The sequence below is a fragment of the Sellimonas sp. genome, assembly GCF_047234585.1.
Classification (GTDB): Bacteria; Bacillota; Clostridia; order Lachnospirales; family Lachnospiraceae; genus Sellimonas; species Sellimonas caecigallum.
Map to the genome: position 1 here is coordinate 53529 of NZ_JBKSWG010000008.1, position 21040 is coordinate 74568.

Here is a 21040-nt window from a genome sequence, read left to right on the forward strand (position 1 = left end):
TGATTTTTCGGGGTGTAGAAATATGGTATACTAAAACTGCCCGGCATAATGTTCCTGTCCGGGCAGTACTTGTATTTAGTATAATGGCTTGCTTTGCGGGCCTTTTACGGAAAGAGGAAGAGAGTATGACAGAAAAAAGAGGAGTAATCCACGGCAGGTTCCAGTGCCTGCATAACAAACATATGGAATACCTGCTTTTGGCGAAAAGCAGATGCCAGACACTGATCATAGGCATCTCTAATCCGGATGTAAGCTATATCCGTCCAAGTGAAAATGACAGAGACCGCTCCAAAAAGGAAAATAATCCATTTACGTATTTTGAGCGGTATGAAATGATACGGGACGCCATGCTGGAGTATGGCGTCCCGAGGGAAGAATTTGAAATTGTACCTTTCCCTATCAATAAACCGGAATATATATCCCAGTATGCACCCACGGACGCCATTTATTATATGAGCATCTGCGACGCGTGGGGGCAAGAAAAATACGATACATTGACCGGACTTGGACTTAGGGTGGAGGTGTTGTGGAAACGGAAACCCGAAGAAAAAGGTACGACGGGAACCGAAGTCCGAAAGCTGATCATGGAAGGAAAGCCGTGGGATCATCTCGTGCCCAAAAGTGTGCATAAGTACATCACAAAGAATCGACTGGATGAGAGGATCATACGCTTATCTAACGGATGATCGTCCCGGTTTTTCCTTTCAGGCAATCTGAGAGTGCCTCCTGAGAGGTAATGTATGCGCTGCGTCCCTGACCTTTCTCGATAAAGGAGACGGAAGCGCGGAATTTTGGAAGCATGTTGTAAATGCCGAAATGTCCTTCTTCCATATACTGCTTTGCCTGTGCCACTGTGATCTCTCCCAGCTCCTGCTCATGATCGGTGCCGCGGTTTAAGCAGACTTTTTCCACACTTGTAAGGATGATGAGGGAATCGGCATTCAGCTCTTCTGCCAGTTTTCCGGCAGTTAGATCTTTTTCGATAACGGCGCTGGCACCCTTGAGCCGGTGATCCTGGGAAAGAACCGGGATTCCACCGCCGCCGCAGGCGATGACAACCTGATCTGCATCGGCCAGAGCTCGGATGGCATCGATCTCAACAATCTTAACCGGGTTTGGAGCAGATACAACTCTTCGGAAGCCTTTTCCGGCTTCTTCTACCACATAGTTCCCTTTCTTACGTTCAATAGCTGCGTCTTCAGCAGACATATAACGGCCGAGCACTTTCGTAGGAGTGTAGAAGGCCTCATCGTAAGGGTCTACGGTTACCTGTGTCAGGATCGTACTGACAGAACGGTAGATTCCACGATTTAAAAGCTCTTCCCGGATAGCGTTCTGTAGGTCAAATCCGATATAACCCTGTGTCATAGCGGAGCAGACACTCATCGGAGCCGGCGTGTAGTCCGGATGATTTTTGGCGAACTCATTCATGGCGGTATGGATCATACCAAGCTGCGGTGCATTGCTGTGTGTGATTGCAACCTGGTATCCTTCCTGTACTAAGTCGGCGATGGATTTGGATGTTTTTCTGACAGCGATCTGCTGTTCTGGAAGTGTTGTTCCGAGGGCACGGTGTCCTAATGCCACCACAACTTTCTTTTTCATAAGCACTACCTCTGTTTCTTGAAAATTTTGATTTTTTACTGATAAATGATAAAAAAATTATATAATTTTTTCAGAAAAAATGCAACTGAAAATCACTTGTGCTTTTCTTTTCAAAGATAAAAAATCTAGTAATTGTGCGAAAAAGATAAAGAGTTGTGACGAAAATAAATTTTCATAACCAAAAATAAAAGAAAATTTACTTACATTTAACTGAAGGATGAAAGAAAACTTTACGTCTGCCTGTTATGATTCATACTGTAAAAAGCGTGAAGAGTTTTCAGGAGGAAAAGAGAATGGTTACGAAACAACAGACAGCGACACAGTCGCAGAAACTTATGATTTTTGTTCTTACGATGTCACTTTACGGTCTGGCTACGTTGTTTACAGAACTGATTCCGAAATTTCAGGTAGGAATCGTGGAATTTTCCGTGGAATATTTTCTGTTTATTCCGCTGGTTCTTGCAATTCTGTTTGACCCGATGTCAGCGGCACTGGGAGCGGCCACCGGAGAACTGGTATTCAGCGAGATCATGCTGGGACAGTTCGGCGGGCTTGGAGAGCTGGAAAAGTTTGTTACAGTCACAATCGGCGTCTATATTGCGGGAAAACTTGTGAGAAATCCGAAAAACCGGACCATGGTAGGAATTGCATCGATGACGGGTGTGATTTTACAGCAGTTTTTGGGAACGATTGTGGATATTTTAAAGGTTCAGTTTGCGGTAACGGATTTTGAGGCGGTGCCGGGACTCCCGGAAAGTGTATTTGCGACAGAAGGTTTTGCCTGCTTAAATGATATCCTGTTTTCCGGAATCCTGTTCTGCCTGCTTCCGACGATATTCCTTGTGCCAAGACTTTATGGGAAAATCGAGCCGCTTCTTGGCATGCAGCCAAGGACAGAAGAGACAGCGCTGGGAGCAATCAATGCAAAAGTAGTGGTCGGCGCACTGATGGCATTTGCTGTGGCAATAGGAGCGGAAATGCTGGCAGAGAGCGGCTCTTCCCTCATTGACTGGGAAGCAAGCTGGGCAGAGAGCGGTACTGCAGTGGCGGCAGGTATGGTTGTGGCAGCGGTCCTTGCGGTTGTGATGCTGATCGTGATGAAGAAAAAGGCGGAAACTACGGATAATACACTGAAAAATGCGTAAGTAAAAAGGGAAGCAGAATAGACAGATATGAATAGTATTGAAATCAAACACTTGACATTTGCTTATCCGGGAGCAGAGAAAAATACATTAAATGATGTAAACTTGGAAATTGAAAAAGGAGATTTCGTTGCGATTGTCGGCAACAATGGCTGCGGGAAATCGACATTATGCAAGACCATGAACGGGCTGATTCCCCATTTTATTACCGGAACATATTCGGGAAGTGTGGAGGCAGACGGGATAAAAGTCCAGGATTCAGACATCGGGACTCTGGCAAGAAAAGTGGGATATGTCTATCAGGATTTCGAAAATCAGATCGTCCGGCCGACTGTGCTGGACGATGCTTCCTATGCCTGCATGAATTATGCCATGCCGGATTATAAAGAACGGGGAATGAAAGCACTGGCGCAGTGCGGGCTGGAAGGTAGAGAAAATGAGTATATCTGGCAGCTTTCCGGAGGGCAGACCCATCTGCTTGCCCTGGCGGGCGTCGTATCTCTGGAGCCGGAAGTACTGATCCTGGACGAACCGATTGCACAGCTGGATCCCCATCATGCGGATCTGATTTATCAGATCTTAAAAAATCTGAATGAGAAGTATGGAAAGACAATTATTGTGATTGAACATCATACCGAGTATATTGCGGAGTACTGCAAACATGTGATTCTGATGAAAGATGGGCATATGGAATGGAAGAAGCCGACGAAAGAGGCATTATGCCGGGTAGAAGAACTCCGATCCTGCAACATTTTTCCGCCTCAGGTGACACTGGCAGCCTACGAGATGGTTAAAAAACAGGTCATTCCGAAGCCGGACATGCTGCCATCCAGCATGGAAGATGGAATTCGGATTCTGGGAGGTCTTGCATGCAAAAGAAGAGGTGATCGTGAAGGTGCTGTTATATCCGAAACGGAGACGATGGTGCAGTTTCGGGACGTTTCTGTCTCCTACAGGGCAGTGAAAGGCAAGGCGGCTCAGGTGTTTGGCGGACTGAATCTGGAAATTCACAGAGGGGAGAAGATCGCGCTGATCGGTTCCAACGGTGCCGGAAAGTCTACAATGATGAAAATGATGACCGGACTTATCAAGCCGGCAAAAGGGGAGGTTCTCTTAAAGGGAACATCCATCAAGGATACCAAGCCGGAACAGCTTTCCAGGTATGTATCTTTGGTGTACCAGAATCCGGAAGATATGTTTATCAAAGATTCCATTGAGTCGGATGTGGCATTTGCCATGAAAGTCCGGAATGAATCGGACTGGGAAGAACGGACGAAAGCGCTTCTGGAGCGGTTCCGGCTTGCGGAATTGAAGGACAGGGACGGGCGGCTTTTATCCGGCGGACAGATGAGAAGGGCATCCCTTGCCATCGGCATTGCCCTTAATCCCGAGATTCTGCTTCTGGATGAGCCGACGGCCAATCTGGATATTGCGACGAGAAAAGAGATTATGCGGACGCTGAATGATATCAAGGAGATCACAGAGACAGTGATGATCGCGACGCACGATATGCAGCTTGTATGTGAGTGGGCGGAACGGATCATTGTACTGTGTCAAGGAGAAGTCATTGCGGACGGAACGCGGGATGAGATTTTCGGGGATCCGGAAGTGGTACAAAGATCCGGAATCCGGCCGCCGGAGATTTTTACCCTTGGACAGGAGATTCAGTCGGACGCATTCTGTTACACGGTGGACGAATTTGTACAGGGATTTGGAGGAAACTAAGATGAGTGGAATGATGAAGAAGATGTCCGAGAACATTCTGGATAAGTTTTCCATGGATTTTCTGCGGAATCAGGTTCTGAAAAATGCGTATGGAAATGATGATACATTGATTGCAAAGACGGATCCGAGAGTGCTGCTCGTCTGGTACCTGTTTTTTGCCATCGTACCATGGTTCATGAATGATCTGGTATTTCTGCTTGGATCCTTTCTTCTGGTGGCGGTGACCACCATCATGGCACGGGTGGCAGGATTGGTTCTGGTTTTATTCGGTCTGGGAGTGTTTTCTCAGACCGGGTATCTGTTTGTCGTATCCCTGCTTTTTGGGGGCAATGCGGAGACAATTGTGCCGCTTCTTGTACTGACATTAAAGGTGGCAACGGTATCACTGGCTTCGATTACCGTATTTTCCGGTCTGGACCCGGACCGTCTGTCCAATGGACTGATGTGGTATGGATGCCCGGAAAAGCTGTCCTTTTCCATTTCTTATGCATATCGGATGCTTCCGATGCTGATGGAGGAGTTTCAGAACGTACTCCTTTCTTACCGGCTGAGGGGAAACGCACCGGAGAGCAAAGGAGTGACGGGAAAGATCCGGTATCTGATTTACCAGGTAAAGGTCATTATCCATTCCTTTTATCCGCTTATGCTCAATACGGCAAAACGGTCCAGGACCACAGTGGAAGCCCTGGAAATCAAAGGGTACCGTTATGCGGCGGTAAATAAGGAAGTAAAAAAGATGAAACTTTCATCTATGAAAGTGACGTACAATGACATGCTGTTCGCAGCGGTCTCGTTTCTGTGGATCGCAGTCGTTGTACTGGTTATGGCGATGATATAGGAGGAGCACATGTATCTTGATTTTCACACCCACGGGAAACTGGCAAAAAAGCTGCCGTTTTCTACGGTATATACTGACTGGCTGTTTGGAGAGGCAAAGGGCGCAGGACTGAATGCACTTTGCCTGACTGAACATTTTAACACCTTGCAGTTTGACGAACTTTATGGCTATCTGATGAAAACATGCCGGAGGGACGGGGATACGCTGGTCGCGGAAGGCGGGCTTCGGATTTTTGCCGGAATGGAGACAGATATTGCAGAAGGCGGTCACATTTTATCGATCGGGACACCGGAGAACATTCTGGAGCTGAACCGGAGACTGGAACCGAATAAGAAGAAAGGATCCTTTCTCCCGTTCGAAAAACTGATGAATTTATTCGAGGAATATCCTATAATAGTAGGAGCAGGGCATCCGTTCCGGGAGGGAGGACACATTCCGGAACTTTCAATGGGACAGCTTGGCCGTTTGCATTTTCTGGATCTGAACGGGAAGGATGTGGCACAGGACCGGAAAGGTACCGAAGAAAAGACATACCGGCTCGGAAACCGGCTCGGGATCCCGGTGGTAAGCGGAAGCGACACCCATCAGGCAGTCCAGTACGGATGCATCCGGACAAAATTTGAAAAAGAAACCATTACGGTAGGCGATCTTTATGCAGAGATGAAAAAAGGAGCGTATGAGATTCTCATATCTGACAATATTTCTTTCAAAGTCCGGACAGCAGGAATTTTGAAGAAAGCGCTGAAAGAAATCGATGCCCTTGGCGGAAATTATGTAAGCGTGTTGGTGGAGAAACAGGAAAATGCAAATGTTGTTTGAAAAAGCGGTGGAGATTGTAAAGAAAAACGGGGCGGAGCTTACCGGAAGAGACGGGGCGGATGACATCCGGGAAAAAGGACGGACCGACTATGTGACAGAAGTGGATGTCCGGGTACAACGGCAGATTTTTGCGGCGTTAAAAGAACTGGATCCAACAGCTCAGCTTCTTGGAGAAGAGAAAGAGAATGAGGAAATCGACCGGGAGGGGAGCATCTGGATTCTGGATCCGGTGGACGGGACAACGAACCTGATTCATGATTTTCAGCACAGCACCATTTCTCTTGCTTATGCCAAAGGAGGAAAGATCCGGTTCGGGGTCGTCTATGATCCATTTCATGAAGAATGCTTTACTGCGGAACTCGGGAAAGGCGCATATTTAAATGGCAGACTGGTCCAGGTAAGCAAAAAAGAACGGCTTGGCGACTGCCTGATTGCAATCGGAACCTCCCCGGGACGCCGGGAACACGCGGACGAGAATTTTGCCAGAATGAGGCGCGTCTATGATGGATGCCAGGATATCCGGAGAATCGGGAGCGCGGCACTGGAACTTTCCTATGTGGCATGCGGGCGTCTGGATGGATTTTATGAAGAGAACCTGAAAATCTGGGACTACGCGGCCGGAAGCCTTCTGGTCACAGAAGCGGGCGGAACGACAGTTATAGAGGGACCGGATACCATGGCATGCACACCAAAAATCCGGGAAGAATTTCAGAAACTACTTAAGATTACGGAGGAGAAAAGATGGAATGGCTGATGCCGGATGAGGACAGCAAGTATACAAAATCGGATTTAAAGATTATGGACTTTATTGAGAACTATACGGATGAATTCCTTTTTATGAGCATCGGACAGCTTGCAAAACGGCTGGACATGTCCGAAGCGACCATCTCCAGATTCGCAAGACATATCGGCTATACCGATTTTAAAGAAATGAAAAATCACGTAGCCTCCCGCAAAGTAGGGAAAGGGCCGGCCAGAAAAATAGCAGGCACCCTGATGAAAATCCAGGGATTTGACATCCGGAAATGGTTCTCCTATCAGCAGGAGTGTCTGGAACGGACTCAGGATCAGATCGATATCGGCGAGATGGACAAGGCGCTGACCGCAATTCAGAAAGCCAGACGAATCTATATCCATGCCAAAAACGCATCCACCTCTGCCGGACAGCTGCTCTTCTTCCGGCTTAGAAGACTTGGCTTTCATGTGATCATGGTGCCATCCGGCGGCTCCGAAGTGATCGAAGGGATCGCGCACGCCGGCGAAGGCGACCTCGTCATCATCTTCAGCTACTCCAAAGTATCCACAGAAGGAAGGATTATCCTGGACTACGCACAGACCGCAGGCTACCAGACACTTGCCTTCACAAGCAGACTCTACGCACCAAGCGACCAGCGGGCAGACATCAACATTTACGTATACCGCGGAGAAAAAGAAGAATATCACTCCATGACCACCGCCGTCGCCATGATCGACGCCATGGTACTCGCCCTCTCCGAACGCATGGCATCCCGGTCCGCCGAACACCTGGGCAAAGTACAAAATCTAAAGAAACTCTATCAAAAAGATAGGAATTAGCATCATTGGGGACGTGTTCCGGTGCATCGGAACACGTCCCCGTTTGCGCGTTTCCGGCTTTCGCAATGGATTCTGCATTGGAAAACCGGCTGGATCAAATAAAAAATAGAGTCGGCTTCTGGGAGCCTGTCAAATAATATAGGAATAGACAGATAATACCACATATAGTAGGAAAATAAAAAAAATACAAGATGTAGTAGAAAAATGGGTTTGTCTCTGCTATAATTATGAATGTTGCCTGAGGGCAGCATTTTGAACGCAATTAACAAACAGAAAGAAAATAGAAACGAATGGAGAGGACAGCATGAAGGTAATAAAAAGAGACGGACGGGAAGTCGCATATGACAGAAATAAGATCGTGTATGCGATCCACAAAGCCAACAATGAAGTGGAGAAAGCAGATAAGATTTCCGAAGAAAAGATCTACGACATCATTGCCTCTATCGAAAACAGGAAGCTGGAAAGCATGGCTGTGGAGGATATCCAGGACATCATCGAGCAGAAGCTGATGGAGGAAGGCAAATATAATCTTGCCAAGAAATATATTATTTACCGGTATACAAGGGCGCTTGTGAGGAAATCCAATACGACAGACGATTCCATCCTTCGTCTGATCAGAGGGGAAAACTCAGAGCTGAAGACAGAAAATTCCAACAAAAATTCGACGCTTGCATCTACTCAGAGAGACTACATTGCGGGGGAAGTATCAAAAGATCTCACAAAGAGAGTGCTGCTTCCGGAGAAGATCGTAAAAGCCCACGAAGACGGAGTCATCCATTTCCATGACATGGACTATTTCCTGCAGCCGATTTTCAACTGCTGTCTTGTCAATATCGGAGATATGCTGGACAATGGCACGGTCATGAATGGAAAATTGATCGAGTCTCCGAAAAGTTTCCATGTGGCATGTACGGTTATGACGCAGATCATTGCATCTGTGGCAAGCAGTCAGTATGGAGGACAGTCTGTGGATATCCGGCATCTTGGAAAATATCTGAGAAGGAGCCGGGAGAAATATATGAAAAAATACAGAGCGAAATATGCAGGTATGCTCACGGAAGAAATGATGGAACAGCTTGCGGACGACAGAGTACAAGATGAACTCCGTTCCGGTGTCCAGACGATCCAGTATCAGATCAACACGCTCATGACGACAAACGGACAGTCTCCGTTCGTGACACTGTTCCTGAATCCGGACAAGACACACCCGTATGCAAAAGAAAACGCCATGATCATTCAGGAGATCCTGCGTCAGCGGATCGAGGGGATCAAAAATGAAGCAGGCGTTTACGTGACGCCGGCATTCCCGAAGCTTGTCTATGTGTTAAACGAAGACAATAATATGACAGGCGGAGAATATGATTACCTCACAAAGATCGCGGTAAAATGTTCGGCCAAGAGAATGTATCCGGACTATATTTCCGCAAAGAAAATGAAAGAAAACTACGAAGGGAATGTCTTCTCTCCGATGGGATGCCGTTCTTTCTTATCTCCATGGAAAGACGAGGAAGGAAATTACAAGTGGGAAGGCCGCTTTAATCAAGGTGTCGTAAGTCTCAACCTTCCGCAGATCGGAATCGTGTCAGGGGGAGATATGGAGCGTTTCTGGCAGATCCTGGATGAGCGTCTCGCTCTGTGTTTTGAAGCTTTGATGTGCAGGCATAAGGCACTGGAAGGCACATCTTCCGATGTAAGCCCGGTTCACTGGCAGTACGGTGCAATTGCAAGACTTGGAAAAGGCGAGAAGATCGACAAATACCTGCACGATGGATATTCTACGATCAGCCTTGGCTATATCGGCCTCTACGAAGTGACGAATATCATGACTGGAGAGAGCCAGACATCGGAAGAAGGTCAGAAATTTGCACTGAAAGTCATGAAACGCCTCCGTGCAGCGACTGATACATGGAAGGAAACGACAGGACTTGGATTTGGCCTCTACGGTACACCGGCAGAAAGTCTTTGCTATCGGTTCGCGGAGATTGACAAGAAGAAATTCGGCAGTATTGAGAATGTGACGGACAAAGGATACTATACAAATTCTTACCATGTGGATGTCCGGGAAAAGATCGATGCATTTGATAAATTTGAGTTTGAGAGCCAGTTCCAGAAGATCAGTTCCGGCGGATGCATCTCTTATGTGGAGATTCCAAATCTGAACAACAATCTGGAAGCGGTAGAAGAAGTTGTGAAATTTATTTACGACAATATTCAGTATGCGGAGTTCAACACAAAATCAGACTATTGCCAGAATTGTGGATACGACGGGGAAATTATGATCAACGATGATTTTGAGTGGGAATGCCCGGTATGCCACAACAAAGATGAGTCAAAGATGAATGTGACGAGAAGAACATGTGGATATCTCGGAGAGAATTTCTGGAATCCGGGGAAAACGAAAGAGATCAAAAGCAGAGTCATGCATTTATAAAAATAAGGAGATCTGAAAAATGAATTACGCAGATATCAAGAAGTGGGATGTGGCAAATGGGCCGGGGATCCGCGTCTCACTTTTTGTGAGCGGCTGTACACACCGCTGTAAAGGGTGCTTCAACGAAGAAGCGTGGGATTTCGAGTATGGAAAACCATTTACAAAAGAGACGGAAGATATAATTTTAAAAGAGCTGGAAAAAAGCTATTATAAAGGACTTACCCTCCTTGGCGGCGAGCCTTTTGAATACAGCAATCAGAAGGTGCTGGCCCCGTTTTTGAAAAGAGTAAGGGAGAAATTTCCGGATATTTCCATCTGGTGTTATTCCGGATATCTTTTTGACAAAGAGATTACAGGGAAGATGCTTCCAAAGTGGGCGGAGACGGCCGAGATGCTGAAATACATTGATGTTATTGTGGACGGCAGATTTGTGGAAGAGCAAAAGAAAGTAAATCTCCTTTTCCGTGGATCCGAAAATCAGAGGATCATTGAAGTGAGAAAATCTCTCGAGGCAGGTCGCCCGATTCTGTGGGAACCGCCGGAATATATCCATGTGGTAGTAGATGAAAATCCGCATGAAGTGGGTGTTGCCCCTGAAATCTGTGGCAAATAAAAATATATAAAATAGCGGAGGCACCGCAATTTGCGGCGCCTCCGTTTTATAATGTCCCGAACAGAGGGACAAATACCGTTTTATAAAAAGAAGGCCTTTAAGGATTCCAGAAGCATCAGGTTAAGAATTGAAATGCACTTTGATCGTACAGATTTCGCTTTTTGTGGCGACGCGCATGTTTGGTCCGTAGACCCCGACTCCCGACGTTACGATATTGTGCATATCCCCTTTTTTCAAATATCCGCATGAATTTTCCCAAAAGAACTTGGTTACGATATTTCCCGGGAAAAGCTGTCCGTCGTGAGTATGACCGCACAGATCCAGATCCACTCCCGCATCCGCCAGTTCGGAGAGTTCCCGGGGTTCGTGGTCAATAACGAAGATTGGCTTCTCCGGATCGAGAGAACTCGTAATCTCGGCAGCAGACATTCGTTTTGTGATGCCACGGCCAGGACGTTCATAGTCTGGTCTTCCGTGCAGGTAGAAAGCATCTGCGATCTCTACTGTCTCATCACGCAGGAGACGGATATTAGCGGCAGCCAGAAGTTCGTCCATACGGGGATCACTGACTTTCTTCCCTTTGGAGTGAAAAGTAAAGCCAGCCAGGATTGGCTCCTGGATATCATGATTTCCATAGCATGCATAAGTGCCATATGTACTTTGAATGCCCGCCAGGATGCGAACAAGTTCTTCCGGATCGTCCAGTGCTTCATATTCATTGTCAAAGATATCTCCGGCAATAACAACAAGATCAGGATTCTGTGCATTGATTTTTTGTACCATCTGCTTCATCTGCGCAGTCCCTACACTGTAGCCGAGATGGAGATCGGCTGCAAGGACGATGTTGAGAGAAGTGAGATCTCCGGCCTTTTTGTCTATGGCGACATCGTAATTGGTTACCCGGATATGGCGGGCATTCAAAGCACCATAAAGACAGACAGAAAAAATCAGGATGATACAGAATGTGCCGTTTAGGACGAAGGTGCGGCGCGAGGCAAGCTTCGCCTGGTCTACGCGCCTGCTCCGTTTGAGGATCAGGCGGATGACATCTACAATGATGACGACAAGTACGATATAGATCATAGCGCCCAGCCAGTAGTTGCTGATAAATTTCAGTATTCTCTGAAGTTTTCCCGGCGGACAGACAAAGGCGATCACGAGGGAAAAGGATACGAGCATGTACATTGTGATGATGAGCGTGCGGACCCATTTCTTTTTAAAGTGATGATGGCACGCACCCATCCAGCGCATCAGCCATCGCAGGATATAAATGTTTACGAGCAGATATACGGGGCTTAAAAATAAAGCAATCATTTGTATTTCTCCATATTTTTGGATGTCGGTTTACAGACGAACAAGTGTTGGACGGTGACCGGTGTGTTTCAGAAATTTATTCATGATATCATTCATACGAATCTTCAGAGTCGAGCTGTTGATACACGGATGACAGCCGATATATTCATCTTTCAGTAAATCTTCATCAATCAAAAGCGATACATCCCAGTCTTTGTCATTCATCAGACCGAGCACACTTACAGAACCAGGAGTGATATCCAGATACTGTTCCATGAATTCCGGCTCTGCAAAAGAGAGGCGGGAAATACCAAGCTGGGCGGACAGATCTTTTGTGAGAAATTTTTTGTCACCTGGCATCAAAAGAAGGAAGAACGTTGTCTTCTGGCGGTTACGAAGGAAAAGATTTTTACAGATCTTGACGCCGAGCTCGTCTTCTACAGCGGCACAGTCTTCGATCGTGTCCGCGGTATCGTGGTCCACACCTTCGTAAGCGATGTGAAGCTGATCAAGCAGATCATAGACTCTTCTTTCTTTCTCAAGTCTTCCGGTGCAGTCCGGTTTTTCGGTAAAATGCGTTGTGTTTACATGTATTGCCATGGCAAAATCCTCCTGTATATGTTTCGTTCATTGTTTCCGGATATGATCCGGCAAGTTAAACATACCAGTCATCGGTGGAAACAGATATATACAGTATAAAAAGAATCCAAATGAAAGACAAGCAAGATAAAAAAGTTTTAAGAAAATAAAAAAAGTCTTTGGAAAATACGGGTATTGCAGGAGATGTGGGAAGACATTATAATGAAAGAATATGAAAAAGAAAATGGGAGAGAAAAAATGAGGAAACTTCTGAAATATCTGAACAAATATAAAAAAGAAAGTATCATCGGTCCGCTTTTTAAGCTTCTGGAGGCATGCTTTGAGCTTTTGGTGCCGCTCATCATGGCCAGTATGATCGATGTAGGGATTGCAAAGAAAGATACCGGATATATCTTTGGGATGGGAAGCATCCTGATTCTTTTTGCCGTGCTGGGACTTGCATGTTCACTGACAGCCCAGTATTTTGCGGCGAAGGCATCTGTGGGGTTTGGAACGGAACTGCGTCATGACATGTTTGTACATATACAGGAACTTTCCTACTCTGAGATTGATCAGGCAGGGAGTGCCACTCTTGTCACACGGATCACAAGTGACATCAACCAGGTTCAGTCGGGAGTCAATCTGGTACTGCGTCTCTTCCTTCGTTCCCCGTTTATCGTCGTGGGAGCCATGATCATGGCATTTACCATCAGTGTGAAGCTCGCGTTGATTTTTGCTGTGGCCGTCCCTCTTCTTTCTATTGTGATCTACGGTATTATGGTTGTATCCATCCCGCTGTACCGCAGGGTTCAGAAAGGGCTTGACCGGATCCTTTTGTCTACAAGAGAGAATCTGGAAGGAATCAGGGTCGTGCGTGCATTTGGCATGCAGGAAAAGGAAAAAAAAGAGTTTGAGAAGGAAAATGAATTCTTTCTGGCGGCGCAAATGCTGGTAGGAAAGATTTCCGCGCTTCTCAACCCAGTCACGTACATCATTGTCAATGCGGCGGCCATCGCAATCGTATGGTATGGCGGAAAGGAAGTATATGCAGGAGGGATCACGCAAGGGGAAGTCATTGCCCTTGTCAACTACATGACTCAGATCCTCCTTGCCCTTGTAGCGCTTTCCAATCTTATCGTAAGTTTTACAAAAGCACTGGCTTGTGCCAACCGTGTCAATGAAGTCTTTGCGCTTCGCCCATCCATCACAGAAGGACAGGAGACGGAAGGGACAGGAACGGATGAGGCAGTGGCGTTCGAGAATGTATCATTTGCCTATCCAAAAAGCAAGGCTTATGCTGCACAAGATCTTGAGTTTTCCGTAAAAAAAGGCGAGATGATCGGTATCATCGGAGGTACTGGCTCAGGAAAGTCCACACTTGTCAATCTGATCCCGCGGTTTTATGACGTGACCGAAGGATGCGTGAAAGTGGATGGACGGGATGTAAAGGAATATCGTCTGGAAACACTCAGGAAGAAGATCGGGATCGTACCGCAAAAAGCAGTACTGTTTCAGGGATCCATCCGGGACAATATGAAAATCGGAAATGAGGATGCAGATGACGAGGCTATCATGGAAGCTCTTAAGATTGCTCAGGCCAGGGAAGTTGTAGGAGAAAAGCCGGAAGGGCTGGATCATATGATAAGTGAAAGTGGGAAGAACCTTTCCGGTGGGCAGCGCCAGAGGCTTACGATCGCAAGAGCTATCGTAAAGAAACCGGAGATCCTTATTTTGGATGACAGCGCTTCTGCACTGGATTTTGCCACGGATGCGAGACTTAGAAAGGCAGTCCGCGGATTGAAAGATATGACGGTATTTGTCGTATCCCAAAGAGCAGCATCAGTCATGCAGGCAGACAGGATCATTGTTCTGGAAGACGGCAGGATAGCAGGTATCGGGACACATCAGGAGCTTTTAAAGACCTGCCCGGTATATGAGGAAATCTGTTATTCCCAGTTGTCAGAAAAGGAGGCAGGGTATCATGCATAAAGAAGGAAAAAAAGGAACGCTTATGAAGGTGCTTCGCTATATTCGTCCATACATGCACTATGTCATCTTATCTCTGCTTTTTGCGGCCCTGTCCGTTATTTTGACGTTGTATGCACCGATTCTTCTGGGGGAGGCTATCGATTGTATCGTCGGCAAGGGAAATGTTGACTTTGGAGAGATTTTTCTGATTTTGGAAAAAACAGCTTGTGTTATCATTGTCACAGGAATTGCCCAGTGGCTTATGAATCTTTGCAACAATCAGATCACATACGGGGTTGTCAAGGATATCCGCCTGAAGGCCTTTAAGAAGCTGGAAAATCTTCCGCTCTCTTATGTGGACAGTCATGCAAGCGGGGATACGATCAGCCGGATCATCACGGATGTGGAACAGTTTTCAGACGGACTTCTGATGGGATTTTCCCAGTTTTTCACAGGAGCGGTAACGATCCTGGCCACCTTGCTGTTTATGCTCTCCATTGATGTAAAGATTTCTCTTGTTGTAGTCCTTATTACGCCGCTATCTTTTTTCGTGGCTGGCTTTATCGCAAAGCGTACTTACATGATGTTTAAAAAACAGTCTGAGACAAGGGCAAAGATGACGTCTCTTGTCAATGAGATGGTGGGAAATCAAAAGGTCGTGCAGGCATTTGGATATGGGAGACGTGCCTCAAAGCGGTTTGACGAGATCAATGACACGTTGAAAGGATACAGCCTCAGGGCAATATTCTTTTCATCTATTACAAATCCGAGCACCCGGTTTGTGAACAATCTGGTCTACATGGGCGTCGGAATCACAGGGGCTCTCAGCGCCATCACGGGAGCGATCAGCGTAGGGCAGCTCTCCTGCTTCCTTACGTATGCGAACCAGTATACAAAGCCATTTAACGAAATATCAGGTGTTGTGACGGAGCTGCAGAACGCCTTTGCCTGTGCAAAAAGAGTGTTCGATTTTATGGAAGAAGAGCCGGAAACGCCGGACGATGCAGATGCCGTTGTTCTGAAAGAAGTGGAAGGAAATCTTTCCCTTTGCAATGTAAGTTTTTCTTATAAAAAAGAAACACCACTTTTGAAAGATCTGAACCTGGAGGTAAAGCCCGGGCAGAAGATTGCCATCGTAGGGCCGACAGGATGCGGGAAGACGACTCTTATCAATCTCCTGATGAGATTTTACGATGTAAATCAGGGAGAGATCCGGATGGAGGGGATCGATATCCGCCGTCTTACACGAAAGAGTCTGAGAGAAAATTACGGCATGGTCCTGCAGGAGACGTGGCTGAAATCAGCTACCATCGCGGAAAATATCGCATACGGCAAGCCAGATGCCACGATGGAAGAAATCATGGTGGCGGCAAAAGAGGCTCACGCCCACAGTTTTATCATGAGAATGCCGGAAGGCTACGACACAATGATTTCAGAGGAAGGTGGAAGTCTTTCCCAGGGGCAGAAGCAGCTCCTTTGTATCGCCCGTGTCATGCTCCGTCTGCCTCCGGTGCTCATTCTGGATGAAGCCACATCCTCCATTGATACGAGGACGGAGATCCAGGTACAGAAAGCTTTTGAAAAACTTATGGAAGGAAGGACAAGTTTCATTGTGGCACATCGTCTTTCAACGATACGGACCGCAGACAGGATACTTGTCATGAAAGACGGAAATATCATCGAACAGGGAACACACGATGAGCTCCTCTCACAGGGTGGATTTTATAAAAATCTGTATGAAAGCCAGTTTTTATAGGATGCGCAACCACAAATTTACACTGTAAAAAGCAACAGAAAAAACTTGACAAAATTTTCCGGGGGGGGGGGGTAAAATTAACGTAAGATTAACTTGACAATCTGCTTTTATAGTGCAAAGATATCCATGTACACAAAAAAGTATGACATCTTAGAAGAGGGAGGATAAGTTATGGATCAGGTAGTGGAGATCAACATTCAGGGTCTTTCGAAAGTCTACAAGCTTAACAAGAAACAGATGCAGGAATCTCATACGAAAAACCCGAAAAAAACAGCAGTTGACGACCTGTCCCTTACTGCCAGACAGGGAGAGATTTATGGACTGCTGGGACCAAACGGAGCAGGGAAGACGACAACTCTTCGCTGTATCGCAACGATCATCAAACCGACAGCCGGACAGGTATATGTAAATGGGCATGAGGTTCAAAAAGAACCGGAGGAAGTACGAAAATGTATTGGATTCCTTACCAGTGATATCAAGCTGGATCCGCAGTTTTCGGTAGACTACATGTTTGATTTTTTTGGAGAACTCAGAGGCTTGCCTCGGCAGAAGATCAAGGAGAGAAAAAAGGAACTTTTTGATTACTTCCAGATTGGGGATTTTGCCCACAAGAAGATCAAGGAATTGTCCACCGGTATGAAACAGAAAGCAGCTATCGCAGTAAGCCTTGTGCATGACCCGGAGATTATCATCTTTGACGAACCGACGAACGGACTGGATATTATCACAGCCAGAAGTGTGACAGACTATCTCAGAAAGTTAAGAGATGACGGAAAACTCGTCATAGTCTCTACGCATATCATGTCAGAGGCAGAGAAACTTTGCGACAGGATCGGCATCATTATCGATGGGAAAAAGACAGCGGAAGGAACATTAAAGGAACTTCTTGAAGCCACCGGAGCAGGAGATCTGGAGGATGCTTTCTTCGAGTACTACAAAGCGGCAAAGGGGGAAGCATAGTTATGAAGACAATCTATAAAAAAGAGCTTGCGCGGATTTTCAAAGATAAGAAAATGATTTTTTCTGTTTTTTTCCTGCCGGTACTTTTGATGGTGGGGATCATGGCTCTGGTCGGAAGTCTTTCGAAGAGCGAGATGGAAAAGATACAGGAGCATAAGTCGATCGTATACATGATCAATCAACCGGACAGTTTTGCTCAGTTTATGGAAGCGGCAGATTTCAATATTTCTGTGAAAGACATTGCGACAGATGCGGAATTTGAAAATGCAAAAACGAAACTCAGAGATGGGGATGCAGATCTGATCATCGAATTCCCGGATAATTTTGATCAGGTCATCGCGTCATACCAAGAAGGACAGGATGTACCGCAGATCAAGACATATTATAATCCGTCGGAAGACTATTCATCCAGCGCATATGAGACCATTTCCACACAGGGACTTGAGGCGTACCGGCAGATACTTCTGTCTCAGCGGATCGGGGATCTCAACGGCATACAGATCTTTACGGTAAACACCGACAATCCGGATATGGTCGTTCAGGATGATCAGAAGGCAAGCGGCAAAGCGCTTGGCATGATGCTTCCGTACTTTATTACCATCCTTCTTTTTGCAGGTGCGATGGGACTTGGCGTAGATATGGTGGCTGGGGAAAAAGAGAGAGGGACAATGGCGAGCCTTCTTGTGACCCAGGTTAAGAGAAAGTCTATTGTGCTCGGAAAAGTGTTTGCCCTTATGACGTTATCCGGCATCTCGTCTGTTATCTATATCGTAGTAATGGGCGTTTCTTTCCCGAAGATTCTGGGAGGGGACAGTGGGCTGAACTTTGAAGTGACAGTGGGGCAGATTGTAATGATCGGGGTGCTCCTTGTGGCTATCGCTTTCCTTTATTCATCCATCATAGTTCTGATTTCTGTATTTGCGAAAGACACAAAAGAAGCAAGTACATATATTACGCCTGCTTATATGGTCGTTCTTGTCATCGGACTTATGACGATGTTCACAACGAAAGATGCAGGTACGATGGAATATATGATTCCATTTTACAATACAGCACTGGCATTGAAGGGAATCCTGGTAAATGAAGTGACGATGGCACAGTACGGCATCACGCTTGGAGTGACACTTGTTCTTGGCGCAGTCCTCACAGTAGCCATCGCAAAGGCATTCGAAAGCGAAAAAGTGATGAACATGTAATGTGTAATGATATATATAAGGCGCATATACTGGTATGAAACTGGTATGTGTGCCTTTCTTAATTTGAAGCGAAGGGCACAAGGTGCAAGGAGAGAGGAAAATGAAGGATGGGATCATGCGGCTGTGCGATCTGAGGGAAAAGGAAGTGATCAATACATGCAACTGTCGGAGGCTTGGCTGCGTCGTGGATCTGATCGTGGATATGAATAAAGGGTGTGTCCAGGCGATTGTTGTACCGGGACCTGGACGGTTCGGAGGACTTTTCGGTCATGACAGCGAATTTATCATCCCGTTCGAATGTATCTGCAAGGTAGGGCCGGATATTATTCTCGTGGATATCTGCGAAGAAAAATTTTTGCATCAATGCGTGTAGGGAACAGTTGACCGGTCTTTGGACGGATGGTATACTTAAACCAAAAATGGGGAAAGGACGGTACACAAGATGAAATGCCCTTACTGCAATCATCCGGATACCCGTGTCGTTGATTCACGTCCGGCAGAAGACGGTTCATCTATCCGGAGGAGAAGATCTTGTGACGCATGTGGGAAACGGTTTACCACCTATGAAAAAGTGGAGACGATCCCGCTGATAGTGATAAAGAAAGACAATAACCGGGAGCAGTACGACAGGGGAAAGATCGAAAAGGGGATTCTGCAGGCCTGCTACAAACGGCCCGTATCAGCAGATAAGATCCGAAAGACAGTAGAGCAGGTGGAGACAGACATCTTCAACAGGGAAGAAAAAGAGATTTCCAGCAGTGTCATCGGGGAGATTGTCATGCACAAGCTGAAAGATCTGGACGAAGTCGCCTATGTGAGGTTTGCGTCTGTATATCGGGAATTTAAGGATGTAAATACCTTTATGGATGAACTGAAAAATATACTGGATAAAAAAGGACAGGAGAGCTGACGGCTCTCCTGTTTGCTTCTACCCTTTATTCAGGATTCTTTTTACCCTTGCGGATGAACTGGAAATACCATACAATAGAGGCGTGATAACGACAGAAGGAAAGGCGCGATTTATGAGAACATATAAACTGACGATCGCATACGACGGCACAAGATATCAAGGGTGGCAGCGTCAGGCGGGAGTATCCAACACGATCCAGCATGTGGTAGAGAAAGCGATCTGCTCCGTCACAGGATATGAAGTAAAGATCCAGGGATCGGGACGGACGGACGGCGGAGTACATGCATTTGGGCAGACAGCGAGCCTTCGCCTCTCAGGGAAAGTAGAGATCCCGGAATTCCAAAATAAACTCAATACTCTCCTGCCGGAAGACATCCGCATCCTTGACATGGAACTTGTTCCCAATACCTTCCACGGGCGGCGAAGTGCAAAAGGAAAATGCTATGTATACTATGTGGATACACGGGAGAAACAAAATGTCTTTACAAGAAAGTACACATGCCATTATCCGGAGAAGCTAAATGTGGGAGCGATGAGGGAGGCGGCGTCACACCTGTGCGGCAGGCATGACTTTACGAGTTTTACAGACCGCAAAGATGAGATCAGCTGTACGAGAAGGATTGATGAGATCCGAATCGAAGAAGAAAAAGATAAGATTATCCTGTCCTTTCGGGGGAACGGGTTTATGTACCATATGGTCCGCATCCTAAGCGGGACACTCCTGGAAGTAGGGAGCGGGAAGAAAAGAGCAAGTGATGTGGATGGCATTCTGAAGGCAAAAGACCGGCAGAAAGCAGGTTTTCTCGCACCGGCACAGGGGTTGTTTTTAAAAGAAGTATATTATCTGGACAACAGAAAAGAGGAGGAAGGACAATGAAATTCATATCATGGAATGTAAATGGTATCCGGGCTTGTGTGCAGAAAGGATTCCTGGATTTTTTCAAAGAGACGGATGCAGATATTTTCTGCATTCAGGAGACGAAGATGCAGGAAGGGCAGCTGGAGCTTGATCTTCCGGGATATCATCAGTACTGGAATTCTGCTGTGAGAAAAGGGTATTCCGGGACAGCGGTCTTTACAAAAAAGGAACCTATCCAAGTGTCCCGCGGAATTGGCATCGAGGAGCATGATCAGGAAGGGCGTGTTATCACTCTGGAATTTGAAGATTTTTATTTCATCACTGTGTATACACCAAACTCTCAGAATGAACTTGCAAGGCTGGATTACCGGATGCAGTGGGAAAAGGATTTTCTTGCCTATCTGAAAAAACTGGAAGAGACAAAACCGGTCGTTTTCTGCGGGGATCTGAATGTGGCGGCTGAGGAGATCGACTTAAAAAATCCGAAGACGAACAGAAAGAATGCAGGATTTACAGATGAAGAACGGGACAAGTTCCGGACACTGAAGGCAGCTGGATTTATCGATACCTTTCGGCATTTCTATCCGGATCAGGAAGGGATCTATTCCTGGTGGTCGTACCGGTTCAGTGCCAGAAAGAAAAATGCAGGGTGGCGTATCGACTATTTCCTGGTATCAGAGTGTCTGAAAGACCGGCTTCAGGATGCGAAGATATTGACGGACATTATGGGGAGTGACCACTGTCCGGTAGAACTTGATATGGAAGGATAAA

Annotated in this window: 20 protein-coding genes; 17 read left to right on the forward strand and 3 right to left on the reverse strand. The window is 46.4% G+C overall.

What is annotated here, in order from left to right:
- Positions 1–125 precede the first annotated feature (125 nt).
- Positions 126–686, forward strand: coding sequence for a nicotinate-nucleotide adenylyltransferase (locus ACLROL_RS04700; protein WP_087202045.1), 561 nt, complete (start codon positions 126–128; stop codon positions 684–686).
- Here the strand turns inward: ACLROL_RS04700 and arcC are convergent.
- The gene (gene arcC / locus ACLROL_RS04705; RefSeq protein WP_087202043.1) at positions 676–1605 is read right to left on the reverse strand and encodes a carbamate kinase; all 930 of its coding nucleotides are present in this window, start codon (positions 1603–1605) and stop codon (positions 676–678) included. The two genes, ACLROL_RS04700 and arcC, sit on opposite strands and share 11 nt — an antisense overlap.
- Before the next feature lie 293 nt (positions 1606–1898).
- Here arcC and ACLROL_RS04710 point away from each other — a divergent pair, with 293 nt between their 5' ends.
- The 8 genes from ACLROL_RS04710 (at position 1899) to nrdG (ending at position 10748) form a co-directional block, all read left to right on the forward strand.
- Positions 1899–2750: a hypothetical protein gene (locus ACLROL_RS04710; protein WP_413067421.1), complete on the forward strand. Its 852-nt coding sequence runs from the start codon at positions 1899–1901 to the stop codon at positions 2748–2750.
- Between the two features lie 27 nt (positions 2751–2777).
- Entirely contained in the window at positions 2778–4472 is a 1695-nt protein-coding gene (locus ACLROL_RS04715) for an ABC transporter ATP-binding protein (protein ID WP_087202039.1), read from the forward strand.
- A 1-nt stretch (position 4473) separates the two neighbouring features.
- Entirely contained in the window at positions 4474–5310 is an 837-nt protein-coding gene (locus tag ACLROL_RS04720) for an energy-coupling factor transporter transmembrane component T family protein (RefSeq protein WP_087202037.1), read from the forward strand.
- Positions 5311–5319: 9 nt separating this feature from the next.
- Positions 5320–6129, forward strand: coding sequence for a PHP-associated domain-containing protein (locus ACLROL_RS04725; protein ID WP_087210278.1), 810 nt, complete (start codon positions 5320–5322; stop codon positions 6127–6129).
- Positions 6113–6883, forward strand: a complete 771-nt coding sequence (locus tag ACLROL_RS04730) for an inositol monophosphatase family protein (protein WP_087202033.1) — start codon at positions 6113–6115, stop codon at positions 6881–6883. The genes ACLROL_RS04725 and ACLROL_RS04730 overlap by 17 nt, the downstream gene beginning before the upstream one ends.
- Positions 6871–7704 carry a MurR/RpiR family transcriptional regulator gene (locus ACLROL_RS04735; RefSeq protein WP_087202031.1) on the forward strand — a complete coding sequence of 278 codons (834 nt, stop codon included), beginning with the start codon at positions 6871–6873 and terminating at the stop codon, positions 7702–7704. Before ACLROL_RS04730 ends, ACLROL_RS04735 begins: the two co-directional genes overlap by 13 nt.
- A gap of 304 nt (positions 7705–8008) precedes the next feature.
- A complete protein-coding gene (nrdD, locus tag ACLROL_RS04740) occupies positions 8009–10135 on the forward strand; it encodes an anaerobic ribonucleoside-triphosphate reductase (RefSeq protein ID WP_087210283.1) in 2127 nt (708 codons plus the stop codon).
- A 19-nt stretch (positions 10136–10154) separates the two neighbouring features.
- A complete protein-coding gene (nrdG, locus tag ACLROL_RS04745; RefSeq protein WP_287448112.1) occupies positions 10155–10748 on the forward strand; it encodes an anaerobic ribonucleoside-triphosphate reductase activating protein in 594 nt (197 codons plus the stop codon).
- Between the two features lie 120 nt (positions 10749–10868).
- On the opposite strand, the gene ACLROL_RS04750 is transcribed toward nrdG, so the two are convergent.
- Both ACLROL_RS04750 and ACLROL_RS04755 read right to left on the reverse strand, forming a co-directional pair.
- A complete protein-coding gene (locus tag ACLROL_RS04750) occupies positions 10869–12062 on the reverse strand; it encodes a metallophosphoesterase (protein WP_413067422.1) in 1194 nt (397 codons plus the stop codon).
- Between the two features lie 30 nt (positions 12063–12092).
- Positions 12093–12641: a prolyl-tRNA synthetase associated domain-containing protein gene (locus ACLROL_RS04755; RefSeq protein ID WP_087202023.1), complete on the reverse strand. Its 549-nt coding sequence runs from the start codon at positions 12639–12641 to the stop codon at positions 12093–12095.
- Positions 12642–12878: 237 nt separating this feature from the next.
- Here ACLROL_RS04755 and ACLROL_RS04760 point away from each other — a divergent pair, with 237 nt between their 5' ends.
- The 8 genes from ACLROL_RS04760 to ACLROL_RS04795 all read left to right on the forward strand — a co-directional run bounded on the left by ACLROL_RS04760 (position 12879) and on the right by ACLROL_RS04795 (position 21039).
- Entirely contained in the window at positions 12879–14609 is a 1731-nt protein-coding gene (locus tag ACLROL_RS04760; protein WP_288722945.1) for an ABC transporter ATP-binding protein, read from the forward strand.
- Positions 14602–16344, forward strand: a complete 1743-nt coding sequence (locus ACLROL_RS04765; RefSeq protein ID WP_087210292.1) for an ABC transporter ATP-binding protein — start codon at positions 14602–14604, stop codon at positions 16342–16344. Before ACLROL_RS04760 ends, ACLROL_RS04765 begins: the two co-directional genes overlap by 8 nt.
- A 171-nt stretch (positions 16345–16515) precedes the next feature.
- Complete coding sequence (locus tag ACLROL_RS04770) at positions 16516–17304, forward strand: ABC transporter ATP-binding protein (protein WP_087202019.1); 789 nt, start codon at positions 16516–16518, stop codon at positions 17302–17304.
- 2 nt (positions 17305–17306) lie between these two features.
- Positions 17307–18500: an ABC transporter permease gene (locus ACLROL_RS04775; RefSeq protein WP_287448105.1), complete on the forward strand. Its 1194-nt coding sequence runs from the start codon at positions 17307–17309 to the stop codon at positions 18498–18500.
- Positions 18501–18615: 115 nt separating this feature from the next.
- A complete protein-coding gene (locus tag ACLROL_RS04780) occupies positions 18616–18873 on the forward strand; it encodes a YlmC/YmxH family sporulation protein (RefSeq protein WP_087202088.1) in 258 nt (85 codons plus the stop codon).
- A 69-nt stretch (positions 18874–18942) separates the two neighbouring features.
- Complete coding sequence (nrdR, locus tag ACLROL_RS04785) at positions 18943–19410, forward strand: transcriptional regulator NrdR (protein WP_087202015.1); 468 nt, start codon at positions 18943–18945, stop codon at positions 19408–19410.
- A 112-nt stretch (positions 19411–19522) separates the two neighbouring features.
- On the forward strand, positions 19523–20287 hold the full coding sequence (truA, locus tag ACLROL_RS04790; RefSeq protein WP_287448102.1) for a tRNA pseudouridine(38-40) synthase TruA: 765 nt from the start codon (positions 19523–19525) through the stop codon (positions 20285–20287).
- A complete protein-coding gene (locus ACLROL_RS04795) occupies positions 20284–21039 on the forward strand; it encodes an exodeoxyribonuclease III (protein ID WP_087202011.1) in 756 nt (251 codons plus the stop codon). The genes truA and ACLROL_RS04795 overlap by 4 nt, the downstream gene beginning before the upstream one ends.
- Position 21040 lies beyond the last annotated feature (1 nt).